Origin of the sequence: Campylobacter magnus, from assembly GCF_028649595.1 — a bacterium.
Taxonomy (GTDB): domain Bacteria; phylum Campylobacterota; class Campylobacteria; order Campylobacterales; family Campylobacteraceae; genus Campylobacter; species Campylobacter magnus.
Genome location: NZ_JAQSLK010000003.1, coordinates 179,792 through 193,385 on the forward strand (window position 1 = coordinate 179,792; position 13,594 = coordinate 193,385).

At 39.3% G+C, this 13,594-nt stretch carries 13 protein-coding genes; 10 read left to right on the top strand and 3 right to left on the bottom strand.

Annotated features, from left to right (window positions below; all coding sequences use genetic code 11):
* Nucleotides 1–54: 54 nt before the first annotated feature.
* Nucleotides 55–1,422 carry a phosphomethylpyrimidine synthase ThiC gene (gene thiC / locus PTQ34_RS05405; protein ID WP_273932498.1) on the bottom strand — a complete coding sequence of 456 codons (1,368 nt, stop codon included), beginning with the start codon at nt 1,420–1,422 and terminating at the stop codon, nt 55–57.
* A 494-nt stretch (nt 1,423–1,916) separates the two neighbouring features.
* On the opposite strand from thiC, the gene fabZ reads away from it, so the two are divergent.
* From fabZ to PTQ34_RS05445, 8 genes are all read left to right on the top strand, one after another.
* Nucleotides 1,917–2,354 (top strand): 3-hydroxyacyl-ACP dehydratase FabZ, encoded by a 438-nt coding sequence (gene fabZ, locus PTQ34_RS05410; RefSeq protein ID WP_273932499.1) that lies wholly within the window; start codon nt 1,917–1,919, stop codon nt 2,352–2,354.
* Entirely contained in the window at nt 2,354–3,139 is a 786-nt protein-coding gene (gene lpxA, locus PTQ34_RS05415; protein WP_273930650.1) for an acyl-ACP--UDP-N-acetylglucosamine O-acyltransferase, read from the top strand. Before fabZ ends, lpxA begins: the two co-directional genes overlap by 1 nt.
* On the top strand, nt 3,136–4,344 hold the full coding sequence (gene clpX, locus PTQ34_RS05420) for an ATP-dependent Clp protease ATP-binding subunit ClpX (protein WP_273932501.1): 1,209 nt from the start codon (nt 3,136–3,138) through the stop codon (nt 4,342–4,344). Before lpxA ends, clpX begins: the two co-directional genes overlap by 4 nt.
* Nucleotides 4,345–4,461: 117 nt before the next feature.
* Nucleotides 4,462–5,499 (top strand): rod shape-determining protein, encoded by a 1,038-nt coding sequence (locus tag PTQ34_RS05425; RefSeq protein WP_273932503.1) that lies wholly within the window; start codon nt 4,462–4,464, stop codon nt 5,497–5,499.
* Complete coding sequence (gene mreC / locus PTQ34_RS05430; RefSeq protein ID WP_273932504.1) at nt 5,489–6,235, top strand: rod shape-determining protein MreC; 747 nt, start codon at nt 5,489–5,491, stop codon at nt 6,233–6,235. The genes PTQ34_RS05425 and mreC overlap by 11 nt, the downstream gene beginning before the upstream one ends.
* Before the next feature lie 3 nt (nt 6,236–6,238).
* On the top strand, nt 6,239–9,529 hold the full coding sequence (carB, locus tag PTQ34_RS05435; protein WP_273932505.1) for a carbamoyl-phosphate synthase large subunit: 3,291 nt from the start codon (nt 6,239–6,241) through the stop codon (nt 9,527–9,529).
* Between the two features lie 125 nt (nt 9,530–9,654).
* Nucleotides 9,655–10,344, top strand: coding sequence for an SIMPL domain-containing protein (locus PTQ34_RS05440; RefSeq protein ID WP_273932507.1), 690 nt, complete (start codon nt 9,655–9,657; stop codon nt 10,342–10,344).
* Complete coding sequence (locus tag PTQ34_RS05445) at nt 10,341–10,772, top strand: Sua5 YciO YrdC YwlC family protein (RefSeq protein ID WP_273932508.1); 432 nt, start codon at nt 10,341–10,343, stop codon at nt 10,770–10,772. Before PTQ34_RS05440 ends, PTQ34_RS05445 begins: the two co-directional genes overlap by 4 nt.
* A 470-nt stretch (nt 10,773–11,242) precedes the next feature.
* Here PTQ34_RS05445 and PTQ34_RS05450 read toward each other — a convergent pair whose 3' ends face one another.
* Nucleotides 11,243–12,058: a M23 family metallopeptidase gene (locus PTQ34_RS05450; RefSeq protein ID WP_273932510.1), complete on the bottom strand. Its 816-nt coding sequence runs from the start codon at nt 12,056–12,058 to the stop codon at nt 11,243–11,245.
* Nucleotides 12,055–12,279, bottom strand: coding sequence for a hypothetical protein (locus tag PTQ34_RS05455; RefSeq protein WP_273930642.1), 225 nt, complete (start codon nt 12,277–12,279; stop codon nt 12,055–12,057). The genes PTQ34_RS05450 and PTQ34_RS05455 overlap by 4 nt, the downstream gene beginning before the upstream one ends.
* 132 nt (nt 12,280–12,411) lie before the next feature.
* On the opposite strand from PTQ34_RS05455, the gene PTQ34_RS05460 reads away from it, so the two are divergent.
* Both PTQ34_RS05460 and era read left to right on the top strand, forming a co-directional pair.
* The gene (locus PTQ34_RS05460) at nt 12,412–12,726 is read left to right on the top strand and encodes a hypothetical protein (RefSeq protein WP_273932511.1); all 315 of its coding nucleotides are present in this window, start codon (nt 12,412–12,414) and stop codon (nt 12,724–12,726) included.
* On the top strand, nt 12,716–13,582 hold the full coding sequence (era, locus tag PTQ34_RS05465; RefSeq protein WP_273932513.1) for a GTPase Era: 867 nt from the start codon (nt 12,716–12,718) through the stop codon (nt 13,580–13,582). The genes PTQ34_RS05460 and era overlap by 11 nt, the downstream gene beginning before the upstream one ends.
* Nucleotides 13,583–13,594: the final 12 nt, after the last annotated feature.

Consider the following 13,594-nt stretch of genomic DNA (forward strand, 5'->3'; position numbering starts at 1 on the left):
TTCTAGAATTCTAGAATTCTCAAAAATTAGCTTTATAATTCTAAAAATGCGCTATTATTCTTGCGGGTAGCTCTCGCAGGTGTTTTTTTGCTCCGCAATCCGTTGGTTAGCTACTTCTTGGCTGATTTTATACGCGCAAAATTTTGGCCCACACATTGAGCAAAACTTAGCTTCTTTAAAGCCTTCTTCTGGCAAGCTCTCATCGTGAAGCTCGCGGGCTTTATCAGGGTCAAGTGCTAGCTCAAACTGCTCGTTCCATCTAAAATTCCACCTAGCATCGCTCATTTTGTGATCTCTCTCAATAGCACCTGGGCGTTTTAGAGCCACATCTGCGCTGTGAGCGGCGATTTTGTGAGCGATTATACCGTCTCTTACATCTGCTGCGTTTGGCAGACCTAAATGCTCTTTTGGCGTTACATAGCAAAGCATGCTAGCACCATGATATGCTGCCATTGTTGCACCTATCGCGCTTGTTATATGATCGTATCCTGCACCGATATCAGTTGGCAAAGGCCCCAAAATATAAAAAGGCGCATCATCGCAAAGACGCTGTTCTTCTTTCATGTTAAACTCAATTTGATCAAAAGGTATGTGACCTGGACCTTCTATCATTACTTGGACATTTTTCTCTCTTGCTCTTCTACCAAGGCGACCAAGCTCTGCAAGCTCGGCAAGTTGCGCCTCATCGCTAGCATCAGCTAGGCAGCCTGGGCGAAGACTATCACCAAGGCTGAGTGCGACATCGTATTTTGCGCAGATATCGCAGATTTTATCAAAGGCTTCGTAAAAGGGATTTTGTTTATGATGCTTCATCATCCACGCAGCCATGAGAGAGCCACCACGGCTTACTATTCCCATTTTGCGCTTGCCCACATAAGGCATGAACTCTAAAAGCATTCCAGCATGTATTGTAAAGTAGCTCACGCCTTGTTTTGCTTGCTTTTCTAGGCAATCAAGCATGATTTCTAAGGTGAGATTTTCCATATCGCCGATATCGTGGATTATTTGATACATAGGCACGGTGCCGATAGGCACAGAACTTGCTTTTATGATACCTTGGCGGATTTGGTCTAAATCTCCACCGGTGCTTAGATCCATAACAGTATCAGCACCGTACTTTAAGCAGACATTAAGCTTTTCTATCTCTTCTTCAAGACCGCTTGTAAGTGCGCTAGATCCTATGTTTGCGTTGATTTTGGTTTTTAGGCTTCTGCCTATGCCCATAGGCACCAAGTTTGTGTGGTTTATGTTTGCTGGGATGATGATTTTGCCCTCTGCGACTTGCTGTCTAATAAACTCAGGCTCAAGTAGTTCAGTTCTAGCGACAAATTCCATCTCAGGTGTGATTATACCTTGCTTTGCGTAGTATAGTTGTGTGGGTGTAGCATGATTTTCTCGCTCTTTACACCAGTTTGTGCGCATTTTTACATCCTTTTTGTGTTTTTAAAAAGTGCAATTCTATCCTATTTTTTTAAATTCATTAAAAATTTTAAAAAATACTTGATCTAGCTTTGAGCCGGTGATTGATTATATAGTATCTAAATAATCTAAAAATAACAATGATTTAGATACTATGTTTTATAAAATGCTAAGCATTTTTATCAAAATACCCCTGTGCCCTCAGCTAATATATAAAAAATTCCAAGCAAGGCAAATATCTTTAAAAATGCTGTGCTGGGGAATTCTAGAATTTTGTTTCTTTGGCAAAAAGCGCATCAAGCTTTGTTGGCATTACATCATTTTCTACTAATAAAAATTAAAATTAGCTCAAAAATGTAAGTTTATTTTAAGAAATATATTTTCTAGCAAAATTGCTAAACTAGTAAAATTGCTAAAAAACTTTTTAAATAAGCATATTTTAACATTGATTTAGCTAGAATTGCGAGATTTTTTTATAGATTTTTTAAGGACAAATAATGCTAGATGTTATGCAAATTCAAGAAATTTTGCCACATAGATTTCCTTTTTTGCTCATTGATAGAGTAACTGAAATTGACGCTGGCAAGAGTATTAAGGCTTACAAAAATATCACCATAGGCGAACAGATTTTTCAGGGGCATTTTCCAGGGCATCCCATATATCCAGGCGTGATGATTATTGAAGGTCTTGCGCAAGCTGGTGGCGTGCTAGCTTTTAAAAGCGATGAGGGCATGGATATAAGCACTAAAGTTGTATATTTTACTAGCATTGATGAGACAAAGTTTCGCTCTCCGGTTCGTCCAGGAGATCGCTTAGACTATGAAATAGAAGTGCTAAAGCACCGTGGTTCTATGTGGGTGATGAGCGCAAAGGCTTATGTAGATGGCAAACTATGCTGTGAAAGCAAACTAAGTGCGATGCTGGTGGATAAATAATGATAAGCGATAAAGCAATAGTAGAAAAGGGCGCAAAGCTAGGCTCTGGCGTAGTTATAGAACCTTTTGCTTATGTGGGCTCTGGTGTTGAGCTAGGTGATAACTGCGTGGTAAAATCAGGCGCAAAGCTTGTAGGAAATACCAAAATCGGCGAAAACTCCAAAATCTATAGCTACGCTATAATAGGCGAAGGCTGTCAGGATATAGGGCACAAACCAAGTGGGGCTGAGAGCGTGATAATCGGCAAAAACTCTGTTATAAGAGAGTTTGCTACTATTAACTCAGGCACTTTTAAAAACGAACACTGCGATGGTAGCACGAAAATTGGCGATAATGCCTTTATAATGGCGTATTGCCATATAGCCCATGACTGTAAAGTGGGGAATAATATAATTTTTGCAAATAACGCAACTTTGGCTGGGCATGTAGAAATAGGCGATTTTACCGTTGTTGGTGGGCTTACGCCTATTCATCAGTTCGTGCGTATAGGCGAGGGCTGCATGATAGCAGGTGCTAGTGGCGTGAGTCAAGATATAGTGCCTTTTTGCCTAGCTGAGGGAAATAGAGCCTATATCCGTGGACTAAATGTAGTGGGGCTAAGGCGTAGATTTAATAAAGAAGTAATCGATGAGATTCACAGCGCATTTCGCAAGCTACAAAAAGCCCATGATATAAAAGAAATCGCAGCACAGCTAACAAATCATGACTGCGAGCAAGTAAGAAAAATGGCTGAGTTTATACTAAATACTACTAGGGGAATTCCTATGCATAAAGGAAAACAATGAGAAAATGTAGTTTTTGTGGGAATTTTGAAAGTAGCGAAAGAAAATTGCTTACAAATAATGATGATAGTGCCTTTATCTGCGAATACTGCGCAAATGCTGCTTTTAGCGCCTTTCATGGCGATGAGAAAAAAGTAGAAACTAGCGAAGATTGCGTAGCTTTTGATACTATCACACCAAAGGGGCTAAAAGCCGTGCTTGATAACTATGTAATCGGGCAAGAAAGAGCTAAAAAAGTCTTTAGCGTGGGCGTGTATAATCACTATAAAAGAATTTTTAAACAAAGCGATGATGATACCGAACTAGCAAAGTCAAATATACTGCTAATAGGCCCAACTGGTTCTGGAAAAACGCTAATGGCGCAGACTTTGGCTAGATTTTTACATGTGCCTATTGCAATCTGCGATGCTACAAGTTTAACTGAGGCTGGATATGTAGGCGAAGATGTAGAAAACATACTAACCAAGCTTTATCAAGCAGCAGGCTGCGATATCAAAAAAGCCGAACAAGGCATAGTTTTTGTTGATGAAATAGATAAAATTGCTAGAATGGGCGAAAACCGCTCTATCACTCGTGATGTAAGTGGAGAGGGCGTGCAGCAAGCCTTGCTTAAAATCATAGAAGGCAGCAGCGTAAATATCCCGCCAAATGGTGGCAGAAAGCACCCAAATCAAGAGTTTGTACAAATTGATACTACAAATATTTTGTTTGTTTGTGGTGGGGCTTTTGATGGGCTAAATGAAATAATTGAACGCAGAGTAGGCAAAAATGTCCTTGGATTTAACCAAAATCGCCGTGGAAAAAAAGAAAGGCAAAATGCTATTTCGCTTGTAGAACCTGATGATTTGGTTCATTTTGGACTTATCCCTGAGCTAATCGGCAGGCTTCATAGCATAACTACGCTAAATGAAATCACTACTGATGATATGGTGCGTATCCTAACCGAGCCAAAAAATGCTCTACTTCGTCAATATGAAAAGCTCTTTGCTATGGATGGAGCGAAGCTGATGTTTGATGATGAGGCTGTGCGTGAGGTAGCAAATCTAGCTATCAAGCGCAAAACCGGAGCTCGTGGACTTCGCTCGATTATGGAAGAGATGATGACTGATATAATGTTTGATTTGCCTGAGCTTAATGGATATGAGGTTCACATCTCAAAAGATGTAGTGGATAAAAAGGCTGAACCTTTGCTAATAAAGGTCAAATAAACTGTTAGGAATTCTAGAATTCCCTATAAATGCTAATAAAGGTCAAAAAAAACTTTTAGGAATTCTAGTAGGAATTCTAGAATTCCCTATATAATTAACAAAATTCAAGGAGAAAAAATGTTTTTAGATAGTTTGGTGGGGCTGTTTTCTAGTGACATGGCAATAGACCTTGGAACTGCAAATACCTTGGTGCTAGTAAAAGATAAAGGTATAGTAATAAATGAACCTAGCGTAGTAGCAGTAGAGCGTGGCAAATACGGTCAGCAAAAAATCCTAGCTGTGGGTAGAGAAGCAAAAGAAATGGTTGGCAAAACTCACAGTGGCATAGAGGCAATCCGCCCTATGAGAGATGGCGTGATAGCTGATTTTGATATGACTGAGAAAATGATAAGATATTTTATAGAAAAAACTCACCGCCGCAAAAGCTTTTTGCGTCCTAGAATCATCATCTCAGTGCCTTATGGCTTAACTCAGGTTGAAAGAAAGGCTGTTAGAGAAAGTGCTCTCTCAGCTGGTGCTAGAGAGGTGTTTTTGATAGAAGAGCCTATGGCAGCAGCAATAGGCGCAAATCTGCCAGTAATGGAGCCACAAGGCAGCCTTGTAGTAGACATCGGTGGAGGAACTACTGAAATAGGCGTAGTTAGCCTAGGCGGTCTAGTAATCTCAAAATCAATCCGTGTAGCTGGTGATAAGATAAATGAAACAATAGTAAACTATGTGCGTGAAAAACACAATCTAGTAATCGGCGAGCGCACAGGAGAGGATATAAAAATAAAAATTGGTTGTGCAGTCCAGCTACCAAAAGAACTAACTATGAATGTAAAAGGTCGCGATCAAATCACACGCCTACTAAGTAGCATAGAACTAACTAGCGAGGATGCAAGAGAGGCTATGGAAGAGCCATTAAAAGAAATAGTAGATGCGTTAAAATTTGTCCTTGAGCGTATGACACCTGATATCGTTGGCGATATATTTAAAAGCGGCGTAGTGCTAACTGGTGGTGGAGCACTCATCCGTGGGCTAGATAAATACATCTCAGATGCTGTAAAACTACCAGTATATGTAGCAGACGAACCACTACTAGCAGTAGCAAAGGGCACAGGCAAGGCACTAGAAGAGATTGTACTTTTACAAACACTAACAAATGAAGAGTAAGTTAAAGTTTTTTTTAGTAATTGGATATATTGTTTTAATTTCATTTTATGCTAGCGATAGTTTAAAAAAATATTTTATAGATGCTACAAATCTTGTAGTTGGGCAGATTTATTCTATTGCTAGTTTTGTTAAAGATAGCTTTGATGAGCATTTTGCTCAAGTTAGGCTTATAAAAGAACTAAAAGAGCAAAATGAAAAGCTACAAGAAAAAGCCGCACTTAGCGAAGCTTTTAGCTATGAACTCTCCCAGGTTATGAGGGATATTAACTCAAGCTTTGTGCCAGAATCTAGAAAAGTGCGAGCCCTGAGCTACGCACAAATTGGCGACCATAGCAAGATTTGGCTAGATTTTAAGGAATTTGATAGCAATAAAATCTATGGACTTTTAAGTGATGGAAAAACAGCTGGAATTGTAATAAATCAAAATGACCGCCCTTTGGCTGTATTACAAAACGACCAAAAGAGCATGTTCGCAGTCTATATCGGCGAGGAAAAAATCCCAGGAATCGCTAAGGGTAATGGAAAAAATATAGAAGTAAAATATATAGCAAAATGGCTAACACCACAAGTAGGCGATGAGGTTTATACTAGTGGATTAGATGGGATATTTTTTGGAGGAATTGCAGTGGGCAAGGTAGTTGAGCTAATAGACGAGACTATTTACATAACAGCAGTGGTAGAACCGGCGGCGGATGTCAAAGTCCCATCGTATCTTTATGTAATCACAAAAGGATAAAAAATGGCAAAAAGAAAAGATATAAAAAGCATTTTGTTAATAGGCTCAGGACCTATTGTAATCGGTCAGGCTTGCGAGTTTGATTATAGTGGTACGCAGGCTGCTAAAACGCTAAAAGAACTAGGATATAGAGTAGTTCTTATAAACTCAAACCCAGCTACAATCATGACTGACCCAGACTTTGCTGATGCTACTTATATAGAGCCTATTACTGCTGATGCTATTTCTCGCATTATAAAAAAAGAGCGAGTGGATGCTATTTTACCTACTATGGGCGGACAAGTAGCACTTAATGTTGCTATGGAATTATACGAAAAAGGGCTTTTGGGCGATGTGAAGTTTATCGGTGCAAATCCAGAAGCCATCAAAAAAGGCGAGGATAGAGTAGAGTTTAAAAAAGCTATGCAAAAAATCGGTATGGATCTGCCAAAATCAGCCTACGCTCATAGCCTTGAAGAAGCCCTTGGAGCAGCTGATGAAATAGGCTTTCCACTTATAATCAGGGCTAGCTACACTCTTGGTGGTGCAGGTAGCGGCGTAGCGTATAATATGGACGAGTTTAGAAGTCTAGCTGAGATTGGAATAGAAGCAAGTCCTATAAATGAAATTCTCATTGAAGAGAGCTTGCTAGGCTGGAAAGAATATGAAATGGAGGTTATCAGAGATCACAAAGATAACTGCATCATTGTCTGTTCTATAGAAAACTTTGATCCTATGGGAATTCATACAGGAGATAGTATCACAGTTGCCCCAGCCCTAACACTAACTGATAAAGAATACCAAAGAATGCGTGATGCTTCTTTTGCTATTTTAAGAGAAATAGGCGTGGATACTGGTGGGTCTAATGTGCAGTTTGCAATAAACCCAAAAACAGGCCGCATGACTGTAATAGAGATGAATCCACGCGTTAGCCGCAGCTCTGCTCTGGCTAGCAAGGCTACTGGCTATCCTATCGCAAAAGTAGCTACCATGCTAGCAGTAGGTTACAGCCTAGATGAGATAAAAAACGATATCACAGGCACTCCAGCTAGCTTTGAGCCGGTGATTGATTATATTGTTACTAAAATTCCTAGATTTACTTTTGAGAAATTCCCTGGGGCAAATCCATATCTTGGCACAGCGATGAAAAGCGTGGGTGAGGTAATGGCAATAGGTGCAACCTTTAAAGAAAGCGTTCAAAAAGCACTTTGTAGCTTAGAGAAAGACTATTATGGCTTTAATGAGCTAAGTTTAAGCGATGAAGAACTAAGCGTTGGGCTTAGAAATGGGCATGAAAAAAGAATTCTCTATGTAGCGCAGGCTTTTAGAGCTGGGATGGGCATAGATGAGGTTTGTAGCCTTTGTCATATTGATCCTTGGTTTTTAAATGAGATTAAAGAGATTGTAGATTTTGAAAAAAATCTAAATATGGATATTTTAAATGACGCAGAGTTACTTCGCAAAGCAAAAATCATGGGCTTTAGCGATAAAATGATAGCGTATTTTATAAATAAAAATGATGATCTTGGGCTTAGCGAAAATGATATATTCTACGCTAGAACTCGCCTTGGCATAGTAGCGCAGTATCACGAGGTAGATACTTGTGCTGGTGAGTTTCCTGCGCTCACGCCGTATCTATACAGCAGTGTAGGCGTGGATAATGCTGTGGATAATAGCCAAGGCATCAAAGAATTTCAGAGCCTAGAAAAAGCTCTTTTGCCACAATTTGAGCGCAAAAAAGTGCTAATAATCGGTGGTGGCCCAAACCGCATAGGGCAGGGCATAGAGTTTGATTATTGTTGTGTTCATGCTAGTTTTGCGCTAAAAGATATGGGTGTCCAGAGCATAATGTATAACTGCAACCCAGAAACTGTAAGCACAGACTATGATACTAGCGATAAGCTATACTTTGAGCCGATTTCTTTTGAGCATTTGCGCACGCTAATAGAACACGAAAAACCAGATGGCGTGATAGTACACTTTGGCGGTCAAACTCCACTAAAATACTCTAAAAAACTAAGCATGGTAGGCGCAAAAATCATAGGCACCAGTGCTCGCATAATAGACATCGCAGAAGATAGAAAGAAATTTAGCGAGTTTATAAGTAAGCTTGGCATAAAACAGCCTAAAAACGACACAGCTACAAGCGAGGCTGAGGCTATTTCTAAGGCTGAGAAAATCGGCTATCCAGTGCTAGTGCGCCCTAGCTATGTGCTTGGCGGCAGGGCTATGAGAATAGTAGCAAACCAAAGCGAGCTAGAAGCTTACATGAGCGAGGCTGTAAAGGTAAGTGGTAGCTCGCCGGTGCTGCTTGATAAGTTTTTACAAGACGCAACTGAACTTGATGTGGACGCTATAAGTGATAGCAAAAATGTATATATAGGCGCAATTATGGAACACATAGAAGAGGCTGGAATCCACTCAGGTGATAGCGCAAGTATCTTGCCACCACTCTCGCTAAGCCCTGAAATGATAGAAAAAGTGGAGCGTGCTACCAAAGATATCGCACTAAGCCTTGGCGTGGTGGGGCTAATGAATATCCAGTGGGCGATATATGAAAACGAGCTATATATAATAGAAGTAAATCCAAGGGCTAGCCGCACCGTGCCTTTTGTCAGCAAGGCTACTGGTATGCCACTAGCAAAAGTCGCAACACGCGTGATGTATCAAGGCGATTTGTTAGAGGCTCTTAAATTCTACGATAAATTTGGTGTGGTAACCGAACAAAACGGCATTTACAAAGCAAATACAAAAAGCCATATTTGCGTAAAAGAAAGTGTATTTCCATTTAACAAAATGCCAGGTGCTGATGTGCTATTAAGCCCTGAGATGAAAAGCACCGGTGAGGTTATGGGGATTAGCAACTCTTTTGAAGCAAGCTTTGTAAAAAGCCAAGAAGCTGCTAAAAACGCTCTGCCAAGCTCTGGTAAGGTATTTATCAGCCTAGCTGATCACGATAAAGAACAAGGTGCGGTTTTGGCAAAGAAATTTAGCGAGCTAGGCTTTGAGATACTAGCTACTGGTGGGACTTTCCGCCATTTTGAAAGCAGGGGAGTTAAGGCGCAAATGGTCTTTAAAATCAGCGAGGGTCGCCCAAATATAGAAGATAGCATAAGAAACGGCGAAATCGCCCTAGCAATAAACACTAGCGGTCATAAAAGCAAGCAAGGCGACGCTGCTGCTATCCGCCAAGCGGTGCTAAAAGCTGGTGTGCCTTATTTTACAAATATGCGCACGGCTATGATTTCAGCAAATGCTATTGCTAGCATTGAGAGCGCAAAAGAGGTAAAAAGCCTACAAGAATATTTGGGCTAAGGCTTGTCTTTTATGGATAAATTATGATAATTTAAGCACTCAAAAGACAGTTTGCTTAGTTTTGCGGTTATCTTTTATATAATAAACACTAATGTAAAAAATGCCGAATTTTTAAGGAAAACAAAATGGTAAAAAATTATTTTTTTCTTAGCATTGCGATTGTTATAGCTTCTATTGTTTTGGGTGTTAGTGCTATCGTAGCCACGCAGCCAAAAGCTAGCGTGCTAGTGCGTGGACTGGCCCAGTGTGAGGTGGATGCAAACCTTGCTATTTGGCGTATGAGCTACTCGCTTGGCAGCAACGAACTAGCCGCTTTACAAAGCGAAATTAACACAAAAAATGCTGTAATCACCGAGTTTTTGCTGGCTCATGGGCTAAGCAGTGATGATTTTAGCGTGCTTCCAGCCTCTATTACTGATACAAGTTTAGATATGTATAGTGATAAAAGTCGCATTAGCTACACCTTCATTGCCACGGCTACGACGCTAGTGCGAACAAGCAAGATAAAAGAGCTTCAAGCAGCTTTTAAAGACAGCCAGACTCTTATTAGCTCTGGCATTGCGATACAGCAAGATTTTGACAATAAAATAAACTATGAGTTTACTGCCCTTAATGAAATCAAGCCTGCGATGATAGAAGAAGCTACCAAAAATGCAAGAGAAGTAGCAGTTAAGTTTGCCAAGGACTCAAATAGCCAGGTTGGCAAAATAAAAAATGCTAGCCAAGGAGTTTTTAGCATAGAAAATGCTAGCGGTGGCTTAGAAGACAAAAAAAGAGTGCGAGTAGTAACGCAAATAGAATACTTTCTAAAATGATATATCTAGCCCAGAGCGACACTACAGCAGGGCTTTTAAGCCAAGATAAAGCAAAACTTAATGTGCTAAAAGGCAGAGCTAAGGACAAGCCTTGTGTGATAACGGTGGCTAGTTTATGCGTTTTAAAGGGCTTTGCTAGGGTGCCAAAGGCGCACAAAGCCCTTGTGCGTAGGGCTAAAAAAACGAGCTTTATCTATCCAAACGGGCTTTGTCTGCGCTGTGTAAAAGATGCTAGGCATGCTAAGTTTTTAGCTAGCTTTGAGGGTGGCTGGGCGTATAGCACCAGTGCTAACGAACACGGCAAAAATTTTGATATAAACTGGGCAAAAAGCGTGGCTGATGAGATTTTTGACGCTGATATTTTAAGCCAAGGCAAGGGCTCAGCAATCTTTAAACTTGGCAAAAAAAGTATAAAAAAAATTAGATAAATACTTCTGGGAATTTTAGAATTCCTATATTCTTTTGGGGTTAGGGGTATTTTTTATCTTAGGAATTCTAGTTTTTTACTATTTTTTAATATAGGAATTCTAGATTTACTAATAAAATTTTTATAACTAAACTCTAGGAATTCTAGTTTTTATTTTGAAATTACTCCAGGAATTCTAGATTTTATACGTAAGCTTTCTAGGAATTCTAGAATTCCTATATTCTTTTAGGGGTTAGGGGATATTTTATTGCTAGAAATTCTAGTTTTAATCTTAGGAATTCCAAATTTAGTCTTAGGAATTCTAGTTTTAGGAATTCTAGTTTAACAATTTTAGAATTCCTAGGTTTTTAATTTTGAAATTACTCTGGGAATTCTAGTTTTTGCTGTTTTTTTAATCTAGGAATTCTAGAATTCCTAATAAAATTTTTAAAATTAAACTCTAGGAATTCTAGAATTCCTAGAGTTTAATATTCAAAAAAGTTTTTCGTTAAATTCCTTAATAAAGCTCATAGGATTTACCTGTGTTCCACCAGCAAATACTCCAAAATGCAAGTGCGGGCCACTTACTCTGCCAGTAGCTCCGCTAAGTCCTACGATTTGCCCTTGGCTTACTCTATCGCCTACTTTGACATCCACGCGACTTAGATGATAATACTGCGTATAGATGCCAGAGCCGTGGTCTATAATCACGCTGCCGCCTGCGTAGTAGCGGTCTTTTGCGATGCGCACGATACCATCGTTGCTAGCTGGGATTTTCACGCCCACAGCAGCTCTAAAATCTGTGCCGCTATGAAAGCTTTTTAAGCTACCATTAAACATTCTAGCACCGCCATAAGGGCTTGTTATTTTGCTATTTAGTGGCACTTCAAAAGGCTTTGAGACAAAAAGCTCTGGGGTAAAAGTAGCATAAATTTTGTTCGCTTCATCTCGTTCTTTTTTTATGCGCTTTTGGACGCTTTTTGGTGGGGTTACACGACTTTGATTTACTGTGATTCGCTCTTTTTTATAAGGCAGAGTTTTTATGCTAAAAACCAGCTTCTCATCGCCGTTATTTACTATTATTTCGCCACTGCTAGCGTATTTGGCTGAGATAATGGCAAACTTATACCCAGCCTTGCTAGGATGATTTATCCAGCTTCGCTCTTTACCTGCTATTACTAGCTTTTTGGCTTTTTGATTAGGTGAGATTAGCACGAAAGCCTCTCCATTGCCAATTTGCGTAAAAGAAAGCTCTTTGCCAAAAAGTAGGCTAAAACAAGCAAAAAATACTAAAAAAAGCTTTTTCATTTGTTTAAGAAAATATCTGGATAAATATCAGCTAGACGCTTGCGAGATATCGGCGAGTATTGATTTAGCTGTTCGTAGGCTTCTTCTATATCGCCATCTGTGTACTCACGCACACTCTCTACAAGTGTGTAGAGTTCCTCATCATCAAGATTGTCAAAATCCTTGCAGTTTTCAAGATTTTCTTGAATTAGCGCTTCTAGTTCTAGTTCATCATAGCTCATTTTTTGTCCTTTTTTATCTTAGTTTAAGAGAGCGAATAATAACTAAATAAGCTTAAAATTGCTTGATTTTAGTGCTTTTTAAGGCGTATTGAAATAAAATTGCGTGTTTTTTATAAATATCAAGGAAAATTTATGTTAAAAAAGCTCTTTTTTAGCTCTTTGTTTTGTGCGTTTTTGCTAGCTGGCCAGGCTATAGAAGTAGTACCTCAAGACATCACAAAAACAATAAAAGAAGATATTTTACTTATTTATGAACCACTACTTTATGATGTCAAGGTTAGTGAAAAAAAGGGTCAAATAATAGTAGTGCTAGATAGCAAAGAAAGCGTAGGGCAAAGGGATTTTGAGCAAATGGTAAGAGAAATCAAGCAAAAAATCGCTGTTTTGCTCCAAAAAGATGCTACCATTCGCTACAACGCTGCTGGCAAGCTACTTCATGAGATGTAAAATGCCAAAATCTGGATTTATCGCAGTTTTAGGCCGCACAAACGCTGGAAAATCAAGCCTTATAAACTACCTACTAAATACCAAAATCGCTATGGTATCTCACAAGCAAAATGCTACTAGAAGACTTTTAAAAGCTATAGTGATGGATGGGGACAATCAGCTAATTTTTACTGATACTCCAGGACTAAATGATAGCCAAAAAGCTATGAATAAAATTCTAAATGAGCGTGCGCTTTTAGCCTCCCAGGGCAGTGATGCTATTTTGTTTTGCGCTAGTGTTTTTGATGATACTAGCGTGTATGAGAAGTTTTTAGAGATGAATAGCTCTTTGCCGCATGTAGTAGCAATTACTAAAATTGACTTAGCAAAAAAAGAACAGCTATTTGCCAAGCTTAGAGAGTATGCTAAATATAGCGAGCATTTTAGCGCAATAGTGCCAGTTAGCACCAAAAAAGCAGTTTTTAAAAGAGAGCTTTTAAGCGAGATTTCAAAAATCTTACCCGAAGCCCCACACTACTATGATAGCGAAAATCTAAGTGATGCTATGGCAAAGGATATTTATAGAGAATTTATTTTAGAAGCGATATTTGAGTGTGTGAGTGAGGAGCTGCCTTATAGCGCAGAAGTTAGAGTAAAAAATGTAAGCGAAGGCGATATGCTGCGAATAGAAGCTCTCATCATTACAGATAATGCTAGCCACAAGGGTATTTTTATCTCAGCACTTAAAAATATAGGAATTCGTGCTAGAAAGCTAATCTCAGCACTAAGTGGGCAAAAGGTGTATTTAGGCCTTGAAGTAGTAGTGGAGAAAAACTGGCTAAAAGATGAAAAAAAGTTAATCAAATTTATTGATTAACCCTTGACTAAA

Excerpts from the sequence above, each read along its gene's own strand:
- carB (WP_273932505.1), top strand. The coding sequence starts at position 6,239 with ATGGCAAAAAGAAAAGATATAAAAAGCATTTTGTTAATAGGCTCAGGA.
- fabZ (WP_273932499.1), top strand. The coding sequence starts at position 1,917 with ATGCTAGATGTTATGCAAATTCAAGAAATTTTGCCACATAGATTTCCT.
- lpxA (WP_273930650.1), top strand. The coding sequence starts at position 2,354 with ATGATAAGCGATAAAGCAATAGTAGAAAAGGGCGCAAAGCTAGGCTCT.
- clpX (WP_273932501.1), top strand. The coding sequence starts at position 3,136 with ATGAGAAAATGTAGTTTTTGTGGGAATTTTGAAAGTAGCGAAAGAAAA.
- PTQ34_RS05440 (WP_273932507.1), top strand. The coding sequence starts at position 9,655 with ATGGTAAAAAATTATTTTTTTCTTAGCATTGCGATTGTTATAGCTTCT.
- era (WP_273932513.1), top strand. The coding sequence starts at position 12,716 with ATGAGATGTAAAATGCCAAAATCTGGATTTATCGCAGTTTTAGGCCGC.
- PTQ34_RS05450 (WP_273932510.1), bottom strand. The coding sequence starts at position 12,058 with ATGAAAAAGCTTTTTTTAGTATTTTTTGCTTGTTTTAGCCTACTTTTT.
- PTQ34_RS05460 (WP_273932511.1), top strand. The coding sequence starts at position 12,412 with ATGTTAAAAAAGCTCTTTTTTAGCTCTTTGTTTTGTGCGTTTTTGCTA.
- PTQ34_RS05455 (WP_273930642.1), bottom strand. The coding sequence starts at position 12,279 with ATGAGCTATGATGAACTAGAACTAGAAGCGCTAATTCAAGAAAATCTT.
- PTQ34_RS05445 (WP_273932508.1), top strand. The coding sequence starts at position 10,341 with ATGATATATCTAGCCCAGAGCGACACTACAGCAGGGCTTTTAAGCCAA.
- mreC (WP_273932504.1), top strand. The coding sequence starts at position 5,489 with ATGAAGAGTAAGTTAAAGTTTTTTTTAGTAATTGGATATATTGTTTTA.
- PTQ34_RS05425 (WP_273932503.1), top strand. The coding sequence starts at position 4,462 with ATGTTTTTAGATAGTTTGGTGGGGCTGTTTTCTAGTGACATGGCAATA.
- thiC (WP_273932498.1), bottom strand. The coding sequence starts at position 1,422 with ATGCGCACAAACTGGTGTAAAGAGCGAGAAAATCATGCTACACCCACA.